23 protein-coding genes are annotated in these 24,364 nt (G+C 59.9%); 16 read left to right on the forward strand and 7 right to left on the reverse strand.

Annotated features, from left to right (window positions below; genetic code table 11):
• The first annotated feature begins 53 nt into the window (after nt 1-53).
• Genes ACR0K1_RS02140 through ACR0K1_RS02155 form a run of 4 tightly spaced genes read left to right on the forward strand, consistent with a single transcriptional unit; the run spans nt 54 to nt 3,516 of the window.
• A complete protein-coding gene (locus ACR0K1_RS02140) occupies nt 54-908 on the forward strand; it encodes a fumarylacetoacetate hydrolase family protein (RefSeq protein WP_480611305.1) in 855 nt (284 codons plus the stop codon).
• Nucleotides 905-1,705, forward strand: a complete 801-nt coding sequence (gene hpaH, locus ACR0K1_RS02145; protein ID WP_480848516.1) for a 2-oxo-hept-4-ene-1,7-dioate hydratase — start codon at nt 905-907, stop codon at nt 1,703-1,705. The genes ACR0K1_RS02140 and hpaH overlap by 4 nt, the downstream gene beginning before the upstream one ends.
• A gap of 11 nt (nt 1,706-1,716) precedes the next feature.
• Nucleotides 1,717-2,772 (forward strand): aldolase/citrate lyase family protein, encoded by a 1,056-nt coding sequence (locus ACR0K1_RS02150; RefSeq protein ID WP_480848518.1) that lies wholly within the window; start codon nt 1,717-1,719, stop codon nt 2,770-2,772.
• 15 nt (nt 2,773-2,787) lie between these two features.
• Nucleotides 2,788-3,516, forward strand: coding sequence for a metallophosphoesterase family protein (locus tag ACR0K1_RS02155; protein WP_480848520.1), 729 nt, complete (start codon nt 2,788-2,790; stop codon nt 3,514-3,516).
• A gap of 96 nt (nt 3,517-3,612) precedes the next feature.
• Here ACR0K1_RS02155 and ACR0K1_RS02160 read toward each other — a convergent pair whose 3' ends face one another.
• Entirely contained in the window at nt 3,613-4,533 is a 921-nt protein-coding gene (locus ACR0K1_RS02160; protein ID WP_480611294.1) for a LysR family transcriptional regulator, read from the reverse strand.
• Nucleotides 4,534-4,682: 149 nt separating this feature from the next.
• On the opposite strand from ACR0K1_RS02160, the gene ACR0K1_RS02165 reads away from it, so the two are divergent.
• Genes ACR0K1_RS02165 through ACR0K1_RS02180 form a run of 4 tightly spaced genes read left to right on the forward strand, consistent with a single transcriptional unit; the run spans nt 4,683 to nt 8,155 of the window.
• Complete coding sequence (locus ACR0K1_RS02165) at nt 4,683-5,699, forward strand: TRAP transporter substrate-binding protein (RefSeq protein ID WP_480611291.1); 1,017 nt, start codon at nt 4,683-4,685, stop codon at nt 5,697-5,699.
• Nucleotides 5,700-5,759: 60 nt separating this feature from the next.
• Nucleotides 5,760-6,302, forward strand: coding sequence for a TRAP transporter small permease (locus ACR0K1_RS02170; RefSeq protein ID WP_480611288.1), 543 nt, complete (start codon nt 5,760-5,762; stop codon nt 6,300-6,302).
• Nucleotides 6,302-7,642 (forward strand): TRAP transporter large permease, encoded by a 1,341-nt coding sequence (locus ACR0K1_RS02175; protein ID WP_480611285.1) that lies wholly within the window; start codon nt 6,302-6,304, stop codon nt 7,640-7,642. Before ACR0K1_RS02170 ends, ACR0K1_RS02175 begins: the two co-directional genes overlap by 1 nt.
• Nucleotides 7,643-7,666: 24 nt before the next feature.
• Nucleotides 7,667-8,155: a universal stress protein gene (locus ACR0K1_RS02180; RefSeq protein ID WP_480611282.1), complete on the forward strand. Its 489-nt coding sequence runs from the start codon at nt 7,667-7,669 to the stop codon at nt 8,153-8,155.
• 147 nt (nt 8,156-8,302) lie between these two features.
• On the opposite strand, the gene ACR0K1_RS02185 is transcribed toward ACR0K1_RS02180, so the two are convergent.
• Complete coding sequence (locus ACR0K1_RS02185; protein ID WP_480848524.1) at nt 8,303-9,196, reverse strand: LysR family transcriptional regulator; 894 nt, start codon at nt 9,194-9,196, stop codon at nt 8,303-8,305.
• An 81-nt stretch (nt 9,197-9,277) separates the two neighbouring features.
• On the opposite strand from ACR0K1_RS02185, the gene ACR0K1_RS02190 reads away from it, so the two are divergent.
• From ACR0K1_RS02190 to ACR0K1_RS02210, 5 genes are all read left to right on the forward strand, one after another.
• Nucleotides 9,278-10,033 (forward strand): TSUP family transporter, encoded by a 756-nt coding sequence (locus ACR0K1_RS02190; RefSeq protein ID WP_480848526.1) that lies wholly within the window; start codon nt 9,278-9,280, stop codon nt 10,031-10,033.
• 3 nt (nt 10,034-10,036) lie between these two features.
• Nucleotides 10,037-11,062, forward strand: coding sequence for a D-cysteine desulfhydrase family protein (locus ACR0K1_RS02195; protein ID WP_480848528.1), 1,026 nt, complete (start codon nt 10,037-10,039; stop codon nt 11,060-11,062).
• A 66-nt stretch (nt 11,063-11,128) separates the two neighbouring features.
• Nucleotides 11,129-12,091: a TAXI family TRAP transporter solute-binding subunit gene (locus tag ACR0K1_RS02200; RefSeq protein ID WP_480611271.1), complete on the forward strand. Its 963-nt coding sequence runs from the start codon at nt 11,129-11,131 to the stop codon at nt 12,089-12,091.
• Between the two features lie 164 nt (nt 12,092-12,255).
• Nucleotides 12,256-12,582, forward strand: coding sequence for a hypothetical protein (locus ACR0K1_RS02205; protein ID WP_480848532.1), 327 nt, complete (start codon nt 12,256-12,258; stop codon nt 12,580-12,582).
• A 171-nt stretch (nt 12,583-12,753) separates the two neighbouring features.
• Nucleotides 12,754-13,404: a hypothetical protein gene (locus ACR0K1_RS02210; protein WP_480611265.1), complete on the forward strand. Its 651-nt coding sequence runs from the start codon at nt 12,754-12,756 to the stop codon at nt 13,402-13,404.
• 80 nt (nt 13,405-13,484) lie between these two features.
• On the opposite strand, the gene uxaC is transcribed toward ACR0K1_RS02210, so the two are convergent.
• Genes uxaC through ACR0K1_RS02235 form a run of 5 tightly spaced genes read right to left on the reverse strand, consistent with a single transcriptional unit; the run spans nt 13,485 to nt 20,590 of the window.
• Nucleotides 13,485-14,906, reverse strand: a complete 1,422-nt coding sequence (gene uxaC / locus ACR0K1_RS02215; protein WP_480848535.1) for a glucuronate isomerase — start codon at nt 14,904-14,906, stop codon at nt 13,485-13,487.
• On the reverse strand, nt 14,903-16,363 hold the full coding sequence (locus tag ACR0K1_RS02220) for a mannitol dehydrogenase family protein (RefSeq protein ID WP_480848537.1): 1,461 nt from the start codon (nt 16,361-16,363) through the stop codon (nt 14,903-14,905). Before ACR0K1_RS02220 ends, uxaC begins: the two co-directional genes overlap by 4 nt.
• Nucleotides 16,360-18,747: a glycoside hydrolase family 31 protein gene (locus tag ACR0K1_RS02225; RefSeq protein ID WP_480848539.1), complete on the reverse strand. Its 2,388-nt coding sequence runs from the start codon at nt 18,745-18,747 to the stop codon at nt 16,360-16,362. Before ACR0K1_RS02225 ends, ACR0K1_RS02220 begins: the two co-directional genes overlap by 4 nt.
• A 9-nt stretch (nt 18,748-18,756) precedes the next feature.
• Nucleotides 18,757-20,058, reverse strand: a complete 1,302-nt coding sequence (locus tag ACR0K1_RS02230) for a TRAP transporter large permease (RefSeq protein WP_480611255.1) — start codon at nt 20,056-20,058, stop codon at nt 18,757-18,759.
• Between the two features lie 7 nt (nt 20,059-20,065).
• Entirely contained in the window at nt 20,066-20,590 is a 525-nt protein-coding gene (locus ACR0K1_RS02235) for a TRAP transporter small permease (protein ID WP_480848542.1), read from the reverse strand.
• 217 nt (nt 20,591-20,807) lie between these two features.
• On the opposite strand from ACR0K1_RS02235, the gene ACR0K1_RS02240 reads away from it, so the two are divergent.
• Genes ACR0K1_RS02240 through ACR0K1_RS02250 form a run of 3 tightly spaced genes read left to right on the forward strand, consistent with a single transcriptional unit; the run spans nt 20,808 to nt 24,357 of the window.
• Nucleotides 20,808-21,788: a TRAP transporter substrate-binding protein gene (locus tag ACR0K1_RS02240; RefSeq protein WP_480611250.1), complete on the forward strand. Its 981-nt coding sequence runs from the start codon at nt 20,808-20,810 to the stop codon at nt 21,786-21,788.
• 17 nt (nt 21,789-21,805) lie between these two features.
• Nucleotides 21,806-23,626 carry a glycoside hydrolase family 2 protein gene (locus ACR0K1_RS02245; protein ID WP_480848544.1) on the forward strand — a complete coding sequence of 607 codons (1,821 nt, stop codon included), beginning with the start codon at nt 21,806-21,808 and terminating at the stop codon, nt 23,624-23,626.
• Entirely contained in the window at nt 23,623-24,357 is a 735-nt protein-coding gene (locus tag ACR0K1_RS02250; RefSeq protein WP_480848546.1) for an FCD domain-containing protein, read from the forward strand. Before ACR0K1_RS02245 ends, ACR0K1_RS02250 begins: the two co-directional genes overlap by 4 nt.
• Nucleotides 24,358-24,364 lie beyond the last annotated feature (7 nt).

A 24,364-nucleotide genomic window follows, 5' to 3' on the forward strand; every position in this document is an offset into this window, starting at 1 on the left:
CTAGAATAGAACAACCAATGCGTGGGTGGCACCGACGCCGCCAAGGAGACCTGATGCGCTTTGCAACCTACACCGCCGATGGCGAAACCCTCTTTGGGGCAATCACCGATGACGGTGCGATTGCCCTGGATGACGCCTTTCCCGATCACTCCAGCCTGTTTGAGGTGATCGCCGCAGGAAAGTTCGATCAACTGTCCGCCGCCGCCCAAGGCAAGCCCGTCACCCATACCGAATATGAGTTTGAAATGGTGATGCCGGATGCCCGCCGCATCCTGTGTGTCGGCGTGAACTTCCCCGACCGCAACGCCGAATACAAGGATGGCAGCGCGCAGCCGAAATACATGTCGCTGTTCCCCCGCTTCGCAACCGGCTTTACCGGGCATGGCCGCAATTTGGTCCGCCCGCCGGAAAACCATACGCTGGATTATGAAGGCGAGGTGGTGATCGTGATCGGCAAGGAAGGCCGCCGGATCAGCCAGGAAGACGCCTATGACCACATTGCGGCGCTGACGCTCTGCAACGAAGGCACCATCCGCGACTGGGTCCGTCACGCCAAATTCAACGTAACCCAGGGCAAGAACTGGGACAACACCGGCGCCATCGGCCCGTGGCTGGTGCCCTTTACCGATGCGGCACAGCTGGATGACGCCCGGATCGTCACCACCGTGAACGGCGAAGTGCGTCAGGACGACACGCTGAACCGCATGATGTTCCCGATCCGGCGCGAGATCGAATATATCTCGACCTTCATGACCCTGCAGCCCGGCGACATGATCGTGACCGGCACCCCCACCGGAGCGGGCGCACGGTTCGATCCGCCCAAATATCTTGCACCGGGCGACGTGGTCGAAGTCACAGTCGAGGGCATCGGCACCCTGAGCAATGGTATCGAGGACGAGCAGGTATGACCCCCGAAGATCACGCCCGCGCTGCTGCCGATCTGCTGCAGGCCGAAGCCTCGCGCGGCCAGATCGGCCTGCTGACCCTGCGCCATCCCGAAATGGGCATGGACGACGCCTATGAGGTACAGAACGCCATCTATCGCCAGAAACTGGCCGAGGGCCGCAAGGTGATCGGCTGGAAGATCGGGCTGACCTCGAAGGCGATGCAATATGCGCTGAACATCGACATTCCCGACAGCGGCATCCTGTTCGATGACATGGCCTTCGATCACGGCGGCACCGTGCCTGCGGGCCGCTTCATCCAGCCCCGGATCGAGGCCGAGATCGCCTTTGTCATGAAATCCGCCGTGGGCGGCGAAAACGTCACCCGCGACGACATCATCGCGGCCACCGATTACGTGACCCCCTCGATCGAAATCCTCGACACGCGGATTCAGCGGGTGGACCCGGACACCGGCAAGGCGCGCACCGTGTTCGACACGATCAGCGACAATGCCGCCAATGCGGGCATCGTGATGGGGCCGCAGCGCCACGCGGTCGATGCGTTCGATCCGCGCTGGGTCGGCGCGCTGACCTTCCGCAACGGCGAGATCGAGGAAACCGGTTTGGGCGCGGGCGTGCTGAACGACCCGGTCGAAAGCGTGGTCTGGCTGGCCCGCCGTATGGCGCAATACGGCCAGAGCATCGAACCCGGTCAGGTGATCCTGTCCGGCAGCTTCATCCGCCCCGTCGAATGCCCCCCGGGCACGGAAATCCACGCCGATTTCGGCCCGTTCGGGTCGGTCGACATCAACTTTGCCTGAAGGAGCGTCTGATGCCTGCCCCTCATAACGCGTTCAAGGCCGCACTGGCAGCCGGTCAGCCTCAGATCGGGTGCTGGGTCGGCATGGCCAACGCCTATGCCGCCGAGATTGCCTCTACCTCGCGCTTCGACTGGCTGCTGGTGGATGGCGAGCATGCGCCGAACGATCTGCGCTCGATTCTGGATCAGGTGCGAGTGATCGAAGGCTCGGGCAGTCATCCGGTCGCGCGCCTGCCGATTGGCGAGGCATGGATGATCAAGCAATATCTGGATGCGGGCGTTCAGAACATTCTGGTGCCGATGGTCGAAAGCGGCGATCAGGCGCGCGATTTGGTGCGCGCGGTGCAATACCCGCCGCACGGGGCACGCGGTGTCGGCTCGGCGCTGACGCGGGCCTCGCGCTTTGCGGCGATCCCCGATTATCTGAAAACCGCGGACGATCAGATCTGCCTGCTGCTGCAGGTGGAAAACCGCGCCGGGATCGAGGCGCTGGATGACATTCTGGCGACCGATGTGGATGGCGTCTTTATCGGCCCCTCCGATCTGGCCGCCGATATGGGCCATATCGGCAATGCCGCCCACCCCGAGGTCGAGGCCACCGTTCTGGACGCGCTGACCCGCATCGTGGCCGCAGGCAAGGCGGCCGGCATCCTGACCATGGACCCGGCGTTGCAGCGCAAATGCCTGGATCTGGGCGTCACCTTTCTGGCCACCGATATCGACGTGGTGCTGTTTGCCAAGACCATGCGCGCGGCGGCGGACAAGTCGCTGTCGCTGTTGCCGGATCAAAGCGTTTCGGGCACCGCCCGGACCGAGGCTGCCAGCAAGTACCTGCAACAGCTCTGCAAGCACTGGTCGCACAAGGCCGAGGTCTCATTCGATGCCGATCAGGGCAACGTGGCCTTTCCCGACGGCGACCGGGTGCAGATGACCGCCAGCGCAGACAGTCTGAAGATCACCGCAGAAACCGGCCCGCGCGGCGATCTGGCCCGCTGGCAGCAGGTGATCGAGGCGCATCTGGTTCGCTTCGCCTTTCGCGAAGAGTTCAAGATCGACTGGGCCGAGTAAACCGGAAAGACCTCCATGTCAGACCCTATTTATGCCATCGGCGATATCCACGGGCAGCTGGCCATGCTGCAGGACGCGCTGGCGCGGATCGAACGGGATGGCGGCCCGGACGCCAAGGTTGTCTTTATCGGCGACTATACGGATCGCGGCGCGGACAGCCCCGCGGTTCTGGACCTGCTGATACAGGGGCAGGCCGAGGGTCGGAACTGGATCTTCCTGCGCGGCAATCACGACCAGATGTGCGCGATGTTTCTGGAGGATTACCCCCGCAACGACGCGCGGCTGCTGCTGGGGTATCACTGGCTGCACCCGCGCATCGGCGGGGTCGAAACGCTGAAATCCTATGGCATCGACGTGGCCGAGGGCGACCGCACCTTTCTGGTCCACGCCCGCGCCAAGGCGGCGGTGCCGCAGGCCCATATCGACTTTCTGCAGGGGCTAAAGCCCTATCATCAGGAGGGCGATCTGCTGTTCGTGCATGCGGGCATCCAGCCCGGCGTGCCGCTGGAACAGCAGGACCCCGACGACATGATCTGGATTCGCAACGAGTTTCTGGACGACAAGACCCAACACCGCTGGCTGGTGGTTCACGGCCACACCCATGTCTCGGCGCCGGAGCATCACGGCAACCGCATCAACATCGACACCGGCGCTGGTTACGGCCACGCACTGACCGCGGCCGTGTTCAAGGGCACATACTGCTGGATTCTGGAGAAGGACGGGCGCAGACCTCTGACGCCCTGACCCCTGCTACGCCGACATTTCCGCTTTAGGTGATTGCCGTTATGCTGGCCCCTGATTTCGGAAGAAGCTCGCTTGCGAGACATCAGAGGGTCGCTGTTAACTTCCATGAGCCTTTCGCAAAATGTTCAGAAACAGGTTTAAGCGACGCCCCTTGGATGCGCTTTTCCGGACAATTGCGGCCATTGTCGAAGAAAACTCTGTCTCCGGGCAATTGATCTGTCTGAGATATCCGTCTCTGACCAACGCCCGGGCTTTATGCGTCGGCACAAATCCCAGATACCGGCCTGAAAGAATCAATAAAATCAACGCCTCTTCATTTTGAACAAACGCGGACTTTCTGAGCATGAGCTTCTGATGAACCGCCATGTTGGGCGAGTTGAAACTTAATCCGGCGTAGTTGTATTTCCGCAGTTCGCTAAGCGGTATGTCGTCCGACGCAGACGGGAACAATTCGTGGTCTCGGCCGCAGAACAAGCGCATCTTTTCCACATAAAGATTGGTATAGGACAACATCGGAGACTGCCGGTGCAATGGTACGATGCCTAGGTTGAAACGCCCGTTTATCACGCCTTCTTCAATAATGTTTGGTGGTTCCATAGAAATATCTAGCGTAACGCCTGGAGCCTCGTCGATGAACCTTTTGATCGTCTCATCAAGGCTGGACTCCTCGTTGGAAGAGGAATGATCATGCAACGCTATGCGCAATTTGCCAGTCAGTTCGGATCGGACATCTCCGAACCCATTCTGGAATTTTTCAATTGCCAGAAACAATTCGGTTGAAGATTCTAGCACATACTGGCCATCCGAAGTCAGCGAAAAACCGGCAGCGCCGCGATGGCAGAGCTTTGACCCCAAACGCGTTTCTAGATCGGCAATATGTTTGCTGATTGTGGAGCGGCTGATGTTCAACTCAAACTCAGCAGCAGTAAATCCCCCACATGAGACGACTGTGCGAAAGACCTGAAGCAGTCTCAGGTCGACATCAGATATGCTGGTAATCGCTTTTTTCTTCGGCATGATTCATGTGTGCTTTTCTGCACGTTTACGTCAACTACTTTACCTTAGCTACACACGCCGATCAATTTAGTGTTCGTGCGAAGTGGATCTAATGGGCGCTTGTTCATGTTGGAACACTTTCAAAGAACCAATGTGCAGGAGGAGGTTTCATGACTCTGCTCAATAACATCAGGACGCTTGCAGCCGTTGCATCAATTGGCGCGCTCGCGCTGGCAGCGCCCGCAAGCGCAAAGAACTTTAAAATTGCAGTCGGTGACAGCGGTGGCTCCAGCCAGGAAGCAACCGGGCTTGCGTTCAAAGAAAAGCTGGAAGAATTGTCCGGTGGCAAGCACACCGCGACGCTGTTCCTGAACGGGCAACTTGGCTCGGAACAGGACACTGTGAACGATGCCGCAATCGGCACGCTGGACATGTCGCTTCTGGCAATCAACAACGTCACGCCGTTCTCACCGACCGTTGGCGTATTCACGCTGCCTTACGTGATCCTCAGCCTGGAAGATGCAGAGACTCTGACACAGGGTCCGATTGGCCAGGAGTTGACCGAAAACACCATCAACGACGCCGGTGTTCGCATCATCGCGTGGACGTATACCGGGTTCCGGGTTCTGACCAACTCGAAAAAACCGGTGAAATCGGTGGCTGACCTGGAAGGTCTGGTTATTCGCGTTCCCAAAAACGAGATCATGATCGACACCTACAAGGCGTGGGGTATCAGCCCGACACCGATGGCATGGTCGGAAACATTTGCCGGTCTGCAGACCAAAGTTGTTGACGGTCAGGACAATCCTTACACCACCATTAACGCAATGAAGTTCTACGAAGTACAGGACTACGTTACCGAAATTCGATACATCTTCTCAATCGAACCCCTGATCATTTCCGAGCAGGTCTTCCAGGACCTGTCCGCCGAGGATCAGGCAACCGTTCTGGAAGCTGGTAAGGCCGCAACACTGGCATCCGCACAGTTTCTGCGCGACAAAGAAGCCGAAATCAAAGCGCTGCTGGTTGAAAAGGGCATGGAAATCCATGTTCCCGAAAACGACGAAGCAGAGTTCATCGAACTGGCCACCACTGCAGTCTGGCCTAAGTTCTATGAAAGCATCGGCGGGGTTGAAAAACTCAACGCCGTGCTCGCCGCTATCGGCCGCGAGCCCGTCTCTCAATAATATTAGAAAAAGACTAAGAGAGCGCCGACAAGGCGCTCTCCCACTTCTAGGGAGGGGCACATGAAAACCTTTTTGGGGATCCTCAACAACATAGAAAGCTATCTTTGCCGGTTTCTGCTGGCGACATTTGTTTGTCTGTTGTTTCTACAGGTTGTTGTTCGAACAGTATTCAATTTCTCATTCTCATGGGTAGAAGAGCTGTCCGTCTACATGTTCGTTTGGTTCGTGTTTTTCGGCGCGAGCTATGCGGCCAAGATGGGGGCCCACAACCGGGTGACATTCCAGTTCAAATTCCTGCCGGATGGCGCGATTAAGTATATCGAGGCGTTCGCCGACATATTCTGGGTCGGCTTCAACCTATACTTCGTCTATCTTGCGCTGGACTTCATCTTCAACAGGATGAACCGATTCCAGTCCTCCCAGACGCTCGGGTTCCACCTCAGCTGGGTTTACATCGTTCTTCCCATTGCCTTCGCCCTGATGACCTTCCGCATCATTCAGGTGAATTACAAAAAGATCGTTCTGAACGAAGAATTACGTGATCCCGACAAGGTTGACCTTGAAGAGGTCCGTGCAGAGCTCGGCGAAGAAGGGAACAAGTAATGGGCACCGAGATTATCTATATCCTGTTTGGCGGTTTCCTCCTGCTGCTGTTCATCGGCGCGCCGATCACGGTTGCCCTGGGCGTGTCTACGATGATCACGTTCCTCGTGTTGGATGAAAACCCGATCAAATTCGTGCAGATCGCGTTTACATCCGTGGGGTCTTTCCCCCTGATGGCACTGCCCGCATTCATTCTGGCCGGTGCGCTGATGGAAGCCTCAGGGCTGTCGCGCAGGTTGATCAACGTGGCCGAAAGCTTTGCTGGTCCGTTCACCGGCGGGATGTCCGCAGCGGCGGTCTTTGCCTGCCTGTTCTTTGGTGCGATCTCGGGCTCGGGCCCCGCGACCACAGCAGCCGTGGGCATGTTGATGATCCCGGCAATGATCAAAAGAAACTACAGCCGCGATTACGCCTCGGCCATCACCGCCTCATCGGGCGGGTTGGGGATCGTGATCCCGCCATCGATTCCGCTGATTATCTTCGGCATCGCGGCGCTGGGTATGCCGCCCCCACCGGAGGCGGTCGCTGAACACGGCACCTTCCAAACCGTGTCGATTCCGAAACTGTTCATCGCGGGCTTCCTCCCGGCATTCCTGATCGCCGGCAGCCTGTTGCTGATGAACTATTTCCTGGCCAAAAAGCGTGGCTACAGCGGCACGACCGAAGGCTGGTCGGCGCGTCAGATCTGGTGCGAACTGTACCGTGGTTTCTGGGCCCTCATGGCACCGCTGGTTATTCTGGGTGGCATCTACTCGGGTTTCTTCACACCCACCGAAGCGGCGATCGTGGCCATCTTCTACACATTGGTCGTGGGCGCGTTCATCTATCGTGAACTGTCCTGGGAAAAGCTGTTCACCTCGCTTGAGACCACAACATGGCTGACCGGGCGGGTTCTGCTCATCATGTTCACGGCGACGGTTTTTGGCCGGTTGCTGGTGGAGAACCAGATCCCCGCCGTCATCGCGGATGGTATGCTGTCGATCACTGACAATATCTATATCATCTGGACGCTGGTCATCCTGTTCCTGCTGTTTGTCGGGATGTTCATGGAAACGCTGGCGACGATCCTGATCCTTGTTCCGGTGATGTTGCCGGTGGCCTACAGCATGGGGATTGATCCGGTTCACTTCGGTGTTGTCATGGTGTGTACGCTAGGAATCGGGTTTCAGACACCGCCGTTGGGTGAGAACCTGTTTATCGCGTCGGGTATCTCGAACATCTCGATCGAGCGTATTTCGGTGGCAGCCTTGCCGTTCGCTTTCATCAACACAGTGGCGATCTTCATAATCGCCTTTGTGCCTGAAATCGCGCTTTGGCTTCCAAGGTTCTTTGGTTATTGATCCGCGACTCTGAGGAAAAAGACAATGCTACCAAATATCGATAATATCCTGGTCGCAACGGATCTGTCCGAAAATGCAGACAATGCGCTACGACACGCGCTCGGCCTCGCAATTGCACATGAAGCAAAAATACATGTGTTACATGTCACCGAGCCTTTGTCGCAGGATGCGATCGTCACCCTGAACATATTCATTCAGGATGACAAATCGCGCCAGCACGCGATCAAAGAGCGGCATGATGCAGTGAAGAAAATGCTCAAGCTGAATCAACAGGCCTTCCTGAAGTCGCTCAAACCCGAGGACCAGGAGACGTATTCCTCTGTATCTTCGGTCGAGCTTGTCGACGGACATCCGGCGGAAGCGGTTTTGAAGCGTGCCAAAGACCTGAACTGCGATCTCATCGTCATGGGTTCGCACGAACATGGAACCTCGCATACATTTGTGGGTACGGTGGTGAAGCGGGTCCTGCGCAGATCAACCATCCCGACGCTTGTGGTGCCAAACCAGAACTAGAAACCCGCTACATTGGGGCCGCAGTTTGACTTGCGGCCCCGGTGGTACTTACGTCGGTCAGGCGATACCAAAACCGAGGACGGCCCGCCAAAAGAGGTCGCTAAATTGCTCGCCCGTTAGACAACGTCGCAAGCCATATTCCCGAAATCAACCGGTCTGCGCCTGATGCGCTTTCAGCGCAGTCGTAAATCTTTGCAAACCCGGAATGTCATGCGACGCGGAAAAGGTGATCATCCGGACCGGCCAGCTGAGCTCTGATGTCAAAGGCACGGCACAGACATCATCACCCTTCGACATGCCCAGAATATCTTTGTCGACGATTGCACGACCTGCCCCCTGCGCGACCATGCGGACCAGGGCGGATTGTGTCTGAACCTCGGCTCTAACCTGAAATGAAACCTCGCAACTGTCGAACATGATCTCGACGGCACGGCGGAACGGGCTGCGGGATGCCAGCATGATCTGAGGGACCTGCGCAAGATCGGCAGCCGAGACTCTGCGCGCCCCGGCCAGCGGATCATCGCGGGGAACAATCGCCACGGGTTGCAGGTCGGCCAGACGGGTGCAGGCCAGATTTGGGTCGCCGGGGTCCGACGAGACAATTGCGCAATCCACCCGGCCTTCGCGTAACGCGGCCATCCCGGCCTTTTCGTCCAGAACATCGACATCCACCCTCAGGGCCGAAAGCTCCGCCATGAGCCTGCCGGCCGCCACCGCAACGCGGGTTTCGGCCACCGCCGGGACCGTTGCCACACGCAAATGCCCTCCGGTGCCCGAGGCGATCTGGATTGCGGCCTCACGGATACGTCCCAGACCCTGATAGTGTTTTTGAACCGCCTGCTGCAAACTATGTGCCGCAGAGGTCGGTTCGAACTTGCGCCCCGACCGGTCGAACAGGGGCACGCCCATTTCTGCCTCAAGCTCAGCGACGACACGGCTTATAGCGGGCTGAGAGATATACAGCGCTTCCGCCGCCTTTCGCGTGGACCGGTGCCGATAGGCCATCTGGAAAAGCTCAATCTGTCGGGCCGTAATACGCATGCCGACTTGATAACATCTACGTATCAACAAATACAATAAGATGATTTTTGATTAAGATCGGCGGGCGTTACCGTTTGGTGCATGAACTTCGAAACAATGGATCGAACCGTGCCCGCTGACCTGCTGATCTTGTTGCTTGCCATTGTAACAGGCGCCGCGATTCAGGTTGGGGTCGGGATCGGGTTCAGCATCGTCGCAGCGCCGGTGATGATGGTGTTGCTGGGCACGGCCACGGCTGTTCCGGTATTGCTGATGTTGAACACGCTCGTGTCGCTTGTCGCGTCGGACAGGCTTGTGTGGACAAAGAACAAGGCACTGATCCGGAATGCGGTGATCGGCTGCCTTGCGGGCATAGCCCTGGGTCTGTTGATTTACCCCTATCTGTCGGAACGCATGGTGTTGGTCCTGACGGGTGTTCTTTTACTTGTCGGCATTGCCACCTCGTTGCTGCCGCAGGAAAACAGGGTTGGCCCGCGGGGATTTCAGGCCATCTCGGGCCTGTCCGGCCTTGCCACCGTTTGGGCCGCGACCCCCGGACCTTTGATGATTCTGGGTTTTCTGGCCTCGGATCGCAAACCGCACGAAGCGCGTCGGCTGGTGCAGCCCGTGGCGCTGATCGCATATGGGGCCGCCTTTGCGTTGCACTGCCTGTCAGACTGGGCAACCTTTGCCGGAGCTCCGTGGCTTTGGCCCTTTGTCGCGGCCACGATTGCGGGCAGTCTGCTTGGCCGCGTGATCGGCCCGCTGCTGCCACAGCAGGCCATTACCCACGCCATTCGGTTGATCTCGATCCTCGCCTGCGCGGCCCTGTTCCGCCGTGCCTATCTGGTTGGATGACACATGATAACTGCGAACACGAATATCGACCTGAAACTGTCCCAGTTTCCCCGCGCGCGTCTGATGACCGAGGTCACTCCGGTCGAAAGGCTGGATCGCCTGTCGGACCGCCTTGGCATAGACCTCTGGCTGAAGCGCGACGACCTGACCGGTCTCAGCTTTGGCGGCAACAAGACCCGCCAGCTGGAGTTCTATTTTGGCGAAGCGCTGCAACAGCGGGCCGACACCGTTCTGATAACCGGGGCCGTACAGTCGAACTTTGTGCGAACGGCAGCCGCTGCCGCCGCCCGTCTGGGGATGAAATCCGTTCTGCAACTGGAAGAACGGGTGCCTGGGATGGGACAGCAATATTACCGATCGGGCAATGTTCTGCTGGCCAAATTACTAGGCGCGGAACATATGCGGTTTCCAGTGGGTGAAGATGAGGTCGGCGCGGACAATGCCCTGCATGAACGGGCGGATCAGCTGATTGCCAAAGGCCACCGGCCCTATGTGATCCACCTCGGGATCGACCACCCGCCATTGGGGGCATTGGGCTATGTGCAGGGCGGCGCGGAACTGGGCGCGCAGATCGGCGATTTTGATGCCGCGGTCGTGCCTTCGGGCAGCGGCTCGACCCATGGCGGGTTTCTGACAGGGCTGCGGCTGTCCGGGGCGCAAGCGCCCGTCTATGGCATCTGTGTGCGCCGCGATCAGGATCAGCAGCGCGCGCGCATGGAAAAAGTCCTGAGCAAACTGGCCGCCCTGATGGATTTCGACCCGGCGATCGTCCTGAACGGCATCAACGTCTGGGATGGCGCGCTCGCACCCGGATATGGGCAGGTCGGGGACAGCACTCGTGACGCCCTGACCCTGATGGCGCGTACCGAAGGCATCTTTCTGGACCCGGTTTATTCCGCCAAGACCTTTGCCGGTCTGATCGGACTGCTGGACGAGGGCGTGATCCGCAAGGGCCAAAAGGTCGTCCTGCTCCATACCGGAGGGTTGCCGGCGCTGTTCGGATACCAGGAAAAGTTTGGATCGATCTGAATTTATCCGGTGTTCTGACACCATCCAAAACAAATCAAAGAAATACATCAACATAAGGAGGAAAAGATGAGAAAGAACAGGATTTTGGCAACAACCCTCGCACTGTCGCTAGGAGCGGTGGCAGCGCAGGCGGAAGAGTTCGTGACAATCGGCACAGGCGGTGTGACGGGCGTTTACTACCCCACCGGCGGATCAATCTGCCGCCTGATGAACAAGAACCGCAAGGAAACCGGTGTACGCTGCACGGTCGAATCCACCGGCGGTTCGGTCTATAACATCAATACCATCCGCGAGGGTGAGTTGGAATTTGGCGTCGCCCAATCCGACTGGCAGTTCCACGCCCTCAATGGCACATCGAAATTCGAAGAAGCCGGGCCATTCGAAGACCTGCGCGCGGTGTTTTCCGTGCACGCGGAACCATTCAACGTGATGGTGCGCGCAGACTCGGGGATCGCGCATTTTGACGATCTGGCGGGCAAGCGGGTCAATATCGGCAATCCCGGCTCGGGCCAGCGCGGCACCATGGAGGTGCTTATGGACGCCAAGGGCTGGACCAAAGACACCTTCGCCCTTGCGGCCGAACTGAAATCGGCGGAACAATCCAGCGCATTGTGCGACAACCAGATCGACGCGTTCATTATCACCGCCGGTCATCCCTCGGGCAATCTGACCGAAGCGGCCACCACCTGCGACACCAAGCTGGTGCCCGTGACCGGCGAGGCCGTGACGGGTCTGATCGACAACAACGCCTATTACCGCTCGGCCACAATTCCCGGCGGCATGTATCGCGGCACCGATAGCGACGTCGAAACCTTCGGGGTTGGTGCCACGCTTGTCACATCGGCAATTGTATCTGACGAGGCGGTCTATGCCTTGGTGTCATCCATCTTCGAGAATTTCGACGATTTCCGAACCTTCCACCCGGCCTTCGCCAACCTGACCAAAGAAGAGATGGTTACGGCGGGTCTTTCAGCGCCAATCCATCCGGGCGCGCTGAAATATTATCAGGAAAAAGGACTGGTGAAATAGCGGTGGAATTGTCGGCAATTTTTGCCCATCACGGGCCGGGGCTTCAGTGACACCCAAGTGGGCGCGGCTGCGATACATCCGGTGATCGCACCGCTCCCACATCACCACTCACGCGCAAACGTGGCCCGCAAACAACTTACCGATCAAACAGAAGGATCACCATGATGAAACCACTAATCTCCGCAGCACTGGCCCTGGCGGCGTTGGCCGTTCACTCACCGGCTCAGGCGGAGGATTTGGAATTCCTGCTTTACAACGACAGCAGTGAGGACTTGGTAGAATTCAACATCTCCCCGGCATCATCCAACGATTGGGAAGATAATCTTTTGGCCGGTGGCTACCTCGCCCCCGGATATGAAATTGGCGTGGATATCGCAGACGGGCTGACCACCTGTGTCTACGATATCCGTGGCGTCTTTGCCGATGGGTCCGAATCCGAAGATTATGCGCTGAACCTGTGTGATCTCGGTGAATACACCTTCGCCGACTAGGCATAGTTGCAAACATAACAGCGAAAGCTCCGGAAAACCGGAGCTTTCCACAAGCCCTTTATCCGGTTGTCGTCGATCCGGCTAAATGAGAGGTACCAATTTCGATTTCGTATTTTTGACATGCCAGCCAATACCCTGCCGATATCCAATTAACAGATGAGAGGACGACCGATGCGCATGACTGCCGGACATTTCTTGCTCATAAACATTCTTCTGACCTGTGCATTTTACGTGTTCAGCTTTGTTGCCCTTGGCGGCACAGTCCCGACAATTGAATCCACCGGGGCAGAGGTTCTTTCCTGGTTCTCCGAAAATGGCGGTCAGGCCCGGACCTATGCCTGGGCTTCGACTTTCGTATCACTGGGCCTGATGATTTTCGCCGGCCAGGTCTCGGCCCTTCTTCCAGCTCCCCATCGCTATGTGTTTTTTGCGGGGGTCTTTGGGTTCGCCCTGACGGCGCAGGTTCAGGCCTGGATTTGGGCAGGCCTGGCTTATGATCCCAGCGGCCTGTCCGCCGGGGCAGCGCAGGTGATCTTTGCCATCGCCGCCTTCTGGGGGCCGGTCGTGAACGCCTCAACCACCGCCATGGCCGGCGCTATTGCCATGCTGGGATTTGGCGAGCACAGGATTATTCCCCCCTGGCTGACCTGGCTCAGCATCGTATTCGGTGTCGAACAGGCCATCGAAACCATCACGGTTTTCGGGCATTCCGGGTTCATTGCACCGGGCAGTACAATGAATGTCTACCTTGGCGGTTTGCTTGGGTTCATCTGGGTTGGCGGGGTTGTCCGCTGGTCGATGCAGAGGCTGAAAGAGGCCTAAAAAGACGCGTTCGCTGTACGGGTGGGTTTAATTTTGGATCCTTAGAAACTTCGCAACGGAACAGCCGCGCTTCTCAAGGGCTATTGGTGCCGAAATTTAGGCTTCAAAAACCAGTTCGCCGCGTTGTCGTGACCGACCCGGCGGACAAGGTCGCCTGCAATCTGAAGATCATCCGGCATATGCCCATCCACCATCCAGCGCCCGATCATCTGACAGAGCAGCCGCCGGAAATACTCGTGACGTGGAAAGGAGAGAAACGAACGGGAATCCGTCAGCATGCCCAGAAAGTGCGAGAGCAGCCCCATCTGGGCAAGCTGCGTCATCTGCCGCTCCATCCCGTCAAGCTGGTCGTTGAACCACCAGGCCGTGCCCGCCTGTATCTTTCCTGGCACGCTGCCATCCTGAAAATTTCCTGCAGTGGTGGCGATAACCTCGTTTCGGCTGGGGTCGAGACCATAAAGGATCGTCCTCGGCAGCCCGCCGGTTTGTTCGATGGCATCCAGCAGAGCGTTCAGCGGCCCCGCGATGGGCGCATCCGAAACCGAGTCGCACCCGATATCCGGCCCAAGCCGATTGTAGAGCCGCAAGTTACTGTTGCGCAGCGCCCCGATGTGGAGCTGCATGACCAGATCGCGCCTGGCATAGGCCGCGCCCAGGCGGGTCAGCACCGCGCCCTGAAAATCGGCGGTGTCCTGCGTGCCTACGGGGTCTCCGCGGCGCGCGCCATCCAGCACACGGTCCAGATCAGCGACCGGGCGCGAGGCAAACGGCACCAGCCTGTCCAACCCGTGATCGCTGGCCAGACAGCCGTTGGCGACGAAATGGTCCAATCTTCGGACAAGCGCCTCAATCAGCGTGTCGAAGCCGGATATGTCGACGCCCGAGACCTCTGACAGCCGGTCGATATAGACCGCAAATCCCGCGTTGGCGATTTTGAAAGCCGCGTCCGGGCGGAAACTGGGGGCAACGGTAAAACCCGGATCAGCCTCTTTCGCCAAAGCCCGATGCGCAGAAAGATCGTCGCAGGGATCATCCGTGGTGCCCACAAAGCGCACATTCATCTGCCGCAGCAGGCCCCGTGCGGAATGGCTTGGTTCGGCCAGCTTTTCATTGGCGGCCCGCCAGACTTCGTCGGCGGTGTCGGGTCCGAACACACCAGCCCAGCCGAAATAGCAGCGCAGCTCAAGATGGCTCCAGTGATACAGCGGATTGCCCAGGCAATGCGGCATCGTTTCCGCGAAGGCCAGGAACTTGTCATGATACCCCGCCGCGCCGGTGATGCGGTCTTCGCTAATCCCGTTCCAGCGCATGGCGCGCCATTTGTAGTGGTCGCCCTCAAGCCAGATCTCGCCCAGCGACGCCCAATTGCGATCCTCGAGAATGGCGTGTGGATCAAGATGGTTATGGTAGTCGACGATCGGCAGCGCTGCCGCCGTTTCATGATACAGACGCTCGGCCTGTGGCGTGTCGAGCAGGAAGTTATCGCCAAGAAATCCGGTCATGCTGTGCCCGCCCCCTGTGCAAGGTTTTCCATCAGCGCACCGCGCGCGCCAAGGGTCGCGATCCGGTCATGGGCCGCCAGAACGCCCGCACGGAAACCGGGGCGCGCAGCCAGCGCGGGATCGAAGATCTGATCCAGATCCAGCAGAGCGCCGACATAGGCCGCGCCATCCTGTGCTGCAGCCAGCCGTTCGAAATCTCCGGCCAGCGGATCCTGAACCGGCACCGGCCTGCCCACCTCATCCGTACCCCGGATGTAGCGCATCCAGCCGGCAATCGCCAAAGCGGTCAATGGCCAGCCCCGGCCCTGATCCAGATTGACGGCACAGGGCGACAGTAGCCGTTGCGGCAGTTTCTGGCTGCCATCCATGGCAATCTGCGTGGTTCTGTGATGCAATCTCGAATTGCCGAACCGCGTGATCAGCTGCGCGGCATAACCCGCCAGATCGACCGTGTCCGGCATCGACAGCGTCGGGGCCTGTTCGCTCAGCATCAGCCGGTATGCGGCCTCGCGGAACACCTCATCCGCCATGCAATCGGCGATGGTTGCATGCCCGTGCAACGCCCCGAGATAGGCGAGGAACGAATGCGCCCCATTGAGCATGCGCAGTTTCATGTCCTCGTAAGGCGCGACATCCGAAACCATCTCGGCCCCTACCGCTGACCAGTCGGGGCGGCCGCAGGCGAAATCGTCCTCGATCACCCATTGCCGGAACGGTTCGCACAGGATGCCGTTGGGATCGTCATGGCCCAGAACACCGCGCAGCGTCGCGCGGGCCGCGTCGTCCAAGGCGGGCACGATCCGGTCCACCATCGTCGACGGGAACCGGCAGGTCCGCGCAACCCAGTCCGCCAGCACCGGATCACGCGCATGCGCCAGGCCCAGCACCGCGTTTTTGCACATGGTCCCGTTGGACGGCAGGTTGTCGCAACTCAGCACCGTCAGCCCGCCCTGCCCCGCGTTGTGGCGCCGGTGCAGGCCTTCGACAAGTGTGCCGATGGCGGTCCGCGGCAGTGCAGGCGCGGCCAGGTCTTGCTGTATCAGGGGGTGGTCCGGGTCAAACGCCTCGCCAGCCAGGCAATAGCCTTTTTCGGTGATGGTCAGGGAAACGATGCAAAGGTCCGGCGACGCCATCAGATCGGGAATGGCATCAGGGCTGTCGCGCAGCGGATGCATCGTTTGGGTGACACAGGCAACACGCCGCGCCGTCAGCCCCGCATCGTAAGTTTCCGCAACGGTATAGAGATGCCGTGCCCTATCCAGCTCGGACAGCAGCTCCGCACCAGAGTTCAGCCGCGCCACTGCAATGCCCCAGTCGCCGCCGCAGGCTTCATTTGCCAGCTCGGTATAAAGGATCGGATGCGCCCGCGCGAAAGCTCCGAAACCGATATGCAACATACGGGTCTTCAGGGCCGCGCGGTCATATGTGGCCTGCACCAACGGCTGCTGCGCGGTCATCTGCCTGCCCCCGACGCCAATCCGTAGGCATGCATCTGCCCCGAGGCGCTTTCCTGCCCCCGGACCAGCAGCGGTTTTGCATCCATGGTTCTGATTTCAACCTCTCGAAAACCGGGCAGGTGGTGGCCGCTCAGGCTCCAGTCCAGCGCGGGCGGACTATCGCCATTTGTCAGGGTGACTTTGGCAAGGCAGTGATTGCCCGCCAGCGCATCCCGCGCCGCGCCATCGTCATCATAGATCCACGAGGTTGTCATGCCACCCGCGCCGTTCGCCGGACAGGCCAGCAAAACACGCGCGCCTTCCCGGTCCGGCGCCGCGCGGGCCGTGTCCTCGGACAGCGGCAGAACCGCCCCGCCCCGAATGAAAACGGGAATGCTCTCCAGCGTCACCGGCAGGTCCAGCGTCTGACACCCGGCATACCAGATGCCACTTTCGAAATGCCACCAGCCGCCGGGCCAGTCGGGCAGATAAACCTGCCGGGTCGCGGCACCCGGTTCGATCACCGAAGCGACCAGCAGATCGGGGCCCAGCAGAAACTCGAACTGCGCATCGCGGCAAGCGGGATCGTCGGGGAAATCCAGAAACAGCGGGCGCAGGATCGGCTCATGTTCGCTCGCCGCGCGATAAAGCTGGGTATAGAGATAGGGCAGCAGGCGATAACGCAGGCGGATGGCCTCGCGGACCAGCGGCGTCATCGCGGGATACATCCATGGCTCGTTGGCGGTGTGGTCATCGTTCCACGAATGAATGGTGAAGCGGGGGTGGAAAATACCGTTCTGCACCCAGCGCAGGAACAGTTCCGGCTCGGGCCGGGGCCCGGCAAACCCGCCGACATCGTGGCCGATATTGTAGAACCCCGACAGGCTCAGCCCCAGACCCATCGGGATGTTCCAGCGCAGCGTGTCCCAGTTGGTGCGGTTGTCGCCGGTCCAGGTCTGCGCATAGCGCTGGGTGCCCGGAGCGGCGCAGCGCGAAATCAGATAGGGGCGTTTGTCCGGGGCGTGGGCCAGTTGCGCCTCGTGCGAGGCGCGGGTCATCAGCACGCTCATCAAGGGCCGGATCCGGCCGATTTCGATGGGCGCGCCGAACCCGTTGGCTGGGGTGGCGTCGTCCCAGACCTCGTATTCGTTGTTGTCGTTCCAGGTGCTGTGGATGCCCTGATGCAACAGCGCCGTAGTCACGTTGTTCTGCCACCAGCGCAGGGTGTCCGGGTTGGTGAAATCCAGATGACTCCCCTGCCCTTCCCAAAAGGCCGAGACCTCGGGTCGTCCGGTTTCGCTGTCGGGCAGGAACAGGCCCTGCTCGGCGGCCTGCGCGTATTTGGGATGATCGTTCAGCATCACCGGCTTGATATTGGCGATCAGTTCGACGCCTTGGGCGGCAAATTCCGCCGCCAGCCCCGGCATGTCTGGGAACTTGCCGGTGTTCCAGTTGAACACATAGCGCTTGCCGTCGATCGAGGTGTAGCCGGAAGACATCTGAAAGCTGTCGCAGGGGATATCCTCGGTCCGCAGACAGGCCAGAAACCCCCGCATCTGGTCCTGCGCATCCGGTGCATCCGTATAGGCCATCGAAGACGCCGAATAGCCCAATCCCCAGCGCGGCATGAGGGCGGTGCCGCCGGTCAGCCAGGCCTGACGTTTGATCACACCCCGCAGATCCGGGGCCCAGCTGATGTAAAGGTCCAGATCCCCATCCTCGGCGCGCCAGCTTCGAAAAGGGGCGTGATAGTTGTCAAGCTCGTTGCCCAGATCGAACCAGCAGGTCGACAGGTTGTCATAAAACACCCCCAACGCGCCTACCCCGGGCCGCTCGGTCAGGGTGAAGGGGATGTGTTTGTAAAGCGGATCGGTACGGCGCGCATCATATCCCATCGCATCGAGATTGCGCATCTCATAGCGTTGACCGCCACGGTCCAGCGGCCCCGCCTTTTCGCCAAGCCCGAAATAGCGCTCGCCCGGAAACCGGTGCATGAAATGAGACACCCGATTGTCCCGCCGGCCCAGCATATAGGCCCCGGTGGTGCGGTCTTCGGCCAGAGGCTGCCACGGCGCATCCGGTTCTGCGCGGCATTCCCACCGCAAGGCCAGAGGCGACAAGACTGTCAGGCGCAGATGGTCAGTTTCCAGCAGCGCACCATCGACCAGGACCCTAGGGCAGGCAAACCCGCTCAGATCGTCGCGGGCACGGCCTTCCCATGGGACGTCTCCGTCCGGCGCGACACTCCAGCTGCGGTCCAGCCGCCAGACACCGTCTTTCAGCAGCCGGACCCGCACCAAATCGTGGTCCAGCACTTCGACGCGCAAAAGGTGCCGGTCCTCGACCTTCAGCGTGAACCCGCCGGGCCCCTGTTCTTCGATCCGCCAGTCCCGCAGGGTTTTCATCGCGCCGCCTCAATATCCCAGCAACAGCCTGGGCAGGAACAGGCTCAGCGACGGCACATAGGTGACAACCAGCAGCAACCCGACGAGCACCGCATAGAACGGCAGCATCGGCTTGATCACCTGCCCGATCCTCACATCGCCCACCGAACAGCCCACAAACAGCGCCGACCCCACCGGTGGCGTGCAGATGCCGATGCACAGGTTGAACGTCATCACCACGCCGAAATGCACCGGGTCCATGCCCAGATCGCTGACCACCGGCAGAAAGATCGGGGTGAAGATCAGCAGGGCCGGTGTCATATCCATGAAGGTCCCCACCACTAGCAGCGCGATGTTGATGATCAGCAACAGCACCAGCGGGTTCTCGGACAGTCCCAGCAATGCATCCGAGATCGAATAGGGAATATCGGCAAAGGCCATCGCCTTGGACATCGCAATCGAGCAGCCGATCATCAGCAATACGATCGACGTTGTCACCGCGCTTTCCAGAATGATCCCCGGCAGATCGCGCAGCGAAATCTCACGATACCAGATCAGCGCCAGAAACAGCGTGTAGACCACCGCCACCGCCGAGGCTTCGGTCGCGGTAAACACGCCACCGACAATGCCCCCCATCACGATGAAGATCAGACCCAGCGGCAACATCGCATTCAGCGCCTTCTCGGTTACTTCGCCCAACGACGGCCGCTCGCCCACGGGATAGCCGCGCCGCTTTGCGATGATGCCCGCCACCAGCATCAGGCAGACACCCATCAGAATGCCGGGGATATAGCCCGCCACAAACAGCGCCGCGACCGAGGTGCCATTGGTGATCAGCGAATAGACGATGAATGTGGAACTGGGCGGGATCAGCAGGCCCGTCGGGCACGAGGCGACATTGACCGCCGTCGAATAGGCCGGATCGTAGCCCTCTTTCCGTTGCAGCGGCGACATGACACCGCCCACCGCCGCCGCCGAGGCCACGGCAGAGCCCGAGATCGAACCGAACATCATGTTGGCTATGACGTTGCAATGGGCCAGCGCGCCGGGCAGCCGTCCGCCCAGAACCTTGGCGAACTCGATCAGCCGCAGGGCGATCCCGCCCCGGTTCATGATGTTGCCCGCCAGAATGAAAAACGGGATTGCCAGCAGGGTGAAACTGTCCAGACCCGAGGCGACCTGCTGCGCCACAATATAGACCGACTGGTCGAAGGACATGAACAGCAGAAAAGTGGCCAGCGCGGCCAGGCCGATGGAAAAGGCGATGGGAACGCCCAGCACCATCAGCAGCGCAAAGGTTCCGAACAGGGTGGCGACCGACTGGATATCCATGCGCGCCTCAGCTCAGCGGACCGCCGGGCGTGACCGGCCCGTCGCGCTCATTCGGTCCCTGCCCCTTGCGGATCAGGTCCAGCAGGAACCCGATGGTGTAGAACAGGATGCCGAGCCCCGCGACCGGAATGGCCACATAGACCGCACCCATCGGCAACCGCAGCGCCGGCGAGACCTGACCGGTTTCCAGCGTGCGCGAGACCAAGCTGACCCCGCCATAGATCATCACCACGGTGGCAAACAGCGCCACCGCCAGAATGATCGCCGCATTGACCATGAACCGCACCTGCCCGTGGGTGATGTTGGGTAGCAGGTCGATGGCCAGATGCCGCCGCTGCCCCAACGTGTAGGCCCCGCCCAGAAGCGCCACCCAGATGAAAAGGAACCGGGCCATCTCATCCGTCACAGTGCTGGGCGTGCCAAGCACATAGCGTGAAAACACCTGCCAGATCACGCAGGCCACCAGCACGGCGAACGCGGCGATGATGATCACGCGCAAGACGGCATCGACCAGGGCGGTCACCTGCTTCATCTTCGCTCCTCCCTTGTTCCGGCCCCGGCCTTTGGCTCAGACTGGCCCGGTGCCTCCGCTGATGCCCGAATTTCTCAAATTGGTCAACCAATATCGGAAAATTGGTTGATTTATTCGCGGAATTGGTCCATCACATCCGAAGTTGCGGGTCTGCGGGCGGGCCCACAGTCGCACCTTTTGGCCCCTGGCCATGCGCCCGCGCATATGGGAGGTATCAATGTCGAAATTCACTGTGCTGGCCGCTGCGGCGGCGGTAAGTGTTCTGGCGCTTTCGTCTGCCGTGAGCGCAAAGACCCTGCGTCTGAACCACAACAACCCCGAAGATCACCCGCTGCACAAGTCCATGGAATTCATGGCCGACCGGGTCGAAGAGTTGACCGATGGCGATCTAAAGATTCGCATCTTCGCCAATGCCCAGCTTGGCACCCAGCGCGAGTCGATGGAGCTGATGCAGAACGGTTCGCTCGACATGGCGCGTTCGAACGCGAGCGAGCTGGAAGCGTTCGAGGAATCCTATGGCGCGCTGAACCTGCCTTATATCTTCACCAGCGACGACCACTATTTCGACGTACTCAGCAGTGATATCGGCGACGACATTCTAGCCGCCTCGGAAGACAAGGGTTTCATCGGCCTGACCTATTACGTCGAAGGCGCGCGGTCTTTCTATGCGAACAAGGAAATCAATTCGCCCCAAGACCTGAAGGGCATGAAGATCCGGGTACAGCCCAGCCCGTCGGCCATCCGCATGGTGGAACTGCTGGGCGGCAATCCGACCCCGATCGCCTGGGGCGAGCTTTACAGCGCCCTTCAGCAAGGTGTCGTCGACGGGGCCGAGAACAACCCGATGGCCCTGACCAGCGCGCGGCATGGCGAAGTGTCGAAGGTTTATTCAAACGACGGCCACACCATGATCCCTTCGGTGGTAATGATTTCGACCCAAAGCTGGAATGACCTGACCCCCGAACAGCAAGAGGCGCTGCGCACGGCGGCCAAGGAATCGATGATTTTCCATCGCGATCAGTGGAACGAGATGAGCGACGCCGCAATCGAACAGGCCAAGAGCGAGCTTGGCGTCAAGTTCATTGAGGTCGAAAAAGGCCCGTTCATCGAAGCGGTCCTGCCGATGCATGAAGAGGCCGCCTCGAAATCGCCCGTCGTGGCCGATCTGATCGACCGGATCAAGTCCAAGGCCAACTAAGTCTGGAGCCCGATCCGATGCTCGAACGCTCAGACATGGCGGAAAACGCGCTGCAGGCCCTGCATGATGAGGAGTATGACCTCCCCTTCAACAGGCAGAACCTGAACGCCGATACGCTGTTGTTCACGGGCGGGCGGGCATCGCGATCTCTGGATGGCGACTGGAATTTCTGCGTCGACTTGCTGGATACGGGGCTGCGGCAGAAATGGTTCGACATGCAGCCCGCAGCCCCCGAAGACCGCACCGAACCCTGGGATTATGACCCCTATGACGGCGAAACCGTTCCGGTGCCATCGAACTGGGCAATGCTGAAAGAGAAATGGTATTTTTTCGAAGGCAGCGCCTGGTATACCCGCCCGCTGGACATGCCGGATATTGACCCCGACACGCGCTATTTCCTGCGGATCGGCGCGGCGGGGTATGACTGCAAACTGTTCCTGAACGGGCAGTTCCTGGGCAATCACTACGGCGCATCGACGCCGTTTTGTGTTGAACTGACCGAATATCTGCGCGCAGGCCGTAACTGGCTGATGGCCTGCGTCAACAACACCCGCACCCGCGACCGTGTGCCCATGCGCAACACCGACTGGTTCAACTATGGCGGGCTCTATCGCGAGGTGGCCCTGTTCGAGACCCCCCGCACGGTGATCCGCCGGTTCGCACTGCATTTGGTGCCCGATGGCAATTATGACAGCCTGCGGGCCGGACTCGAGGTCGATGGGCCGGACACCGGCCCCGCCGTGATCGAGATCCCGGAGCTGAATATCACACACGAGGTTGCATTGACGGGCGGCAAGGGCAGCGCCGTGATTCAGGCGCGCCCGGACCTCTGGTCGCCCGAGTCGCCGAAACTCTATGATGTGACGGTCACCCTTGGCGCGGATCGCATCACCGACCGCATCGGCTTTCGCCAGATCGAACGGCGTGGCACCGACATCCTGCTGAATGGCACCCCGGTTTTCCTGCGTGGAATCGCGGTGCACGAAGATGACGCGACGCTCGGCAAGGTCACCTCCGAAGCCGACCTACGGCGCCGCTTCGCCCATGCGCGCGAGCTGGGCTGCAACTTTCTGCGTCTCGCGCATTACCCTCACCACGAACGTGCTGCCGAACTGGCGGATGAGCTCGGGTTCCTGCTGTGGGAAGAAATTCCGGTCTACTGGGCCATCGATTTCGCCAACCCGGCCACCTATCGCGACGCGGAAAACCAGCTGCGAGAGCTGATCCTGCGCGACCGCAACCGCGCCTCGGTCATCATCTGGTCGGTGGGCAACGAAAACCCCGACACTGACGCCCGGCTCGACTTCATGCGGCGGCTCGCCGAAACCGCCCGGGCGCTGGACCCCACGCGACTGACCTCGGCCGCCTGTCTGGTCAATCACAGCCGCAATCGGATCGAGGACAGACTGGCCGACCATATCGACGTAATCGGCCTGAACGAATATTATGGCTGGTATGAAGAGGATTTCGAAGACCTCGCCCGGATCGGCGCCAACTCTGCCCCCGCCAAGCCGGTGGTGATCACGGAAACCGGTGCAGATGGCGTGATCGGCTCAAAGGGGCCGAAAACCGGCCTGTTCAGCGAGGAGTATATGGCTGAAGTATACCGCCGCCAGATCGAAACGCTGCGCGCGCTTGATTACATCAAGGGCATGTCGCCCTGGATTCTTTATGATTTCCGGGTCGAGCGGCGGCAGAACAAGTTCCAGAACGGCTATAACCACAAAGGCCTGATCGCCTCGGACAAGACGACAAAGAAACAGGCCTTTCACATTCTGGCGGACTACTATCACCAGATCATGCAGGCGGATGCCCGGAAGACAAAGGTGACCGCATGACCGACACCGGCAAACGCCCCTATCAGCAGGTCGCGGCGCAACTGGTCGACCGGATCGCGCGCGAAGGCTATATGCCCGGTGACAAATTCCCCACCGAACGCCAGATCTCGGCCGAGATGGGCATCAGCCGGTCACTGGTCCGCGAAGCCTTCATCGTGCTGGAAATCGAGGGCTATCTGGACGTGCGCAAAGGCTCTGGCAGCTATGTTATGGAGCGCGCACCGCGCGACGGCGCAACCGCACAGGCCGATTTCGGACCGTTCGAACTGTTGCAGGCGCGGCAATTGCTCGAAAGCAGCGTCGCGGCCTTTGCCGCCACCACCGTGACCAAGGCGGATATCCTGCGGCTGCGCGAAACGCTCGAGCTTGAGCGCCGGTCGATCGAAAGCGCCGAAGACGACTACAGCGCCGACTGGCAGTTCCACTTGCAGATCGCCGAAGCGACGCAGAACGCGGTTCTGGTCGACCAGATCGACGATCTGTGGCGCAAACGGCAGGCCAGCCCGATGTGGGCGCAATTGCATGACCGGATATTCGACCTCAGCTACCGGACCAAATGGCTTGACGATCACGCCGCCATTCTCGAGGCGCTGCGTCACCGCAATGCCGACGGCGCGCGTCATGCCATGTGGCAACATCTGGAAAATGTCCGGCTGACGCTGTTGGATCTGTCAGATGTCGGTGACCCGGATTTCGACGGCTACCTCTACTCAAACGCGCTGTCAGGCTAGGGGGACG

The sequence above is a fragment of the Ruegeria sp. F5 genome, from assembly GCF_056533845.1.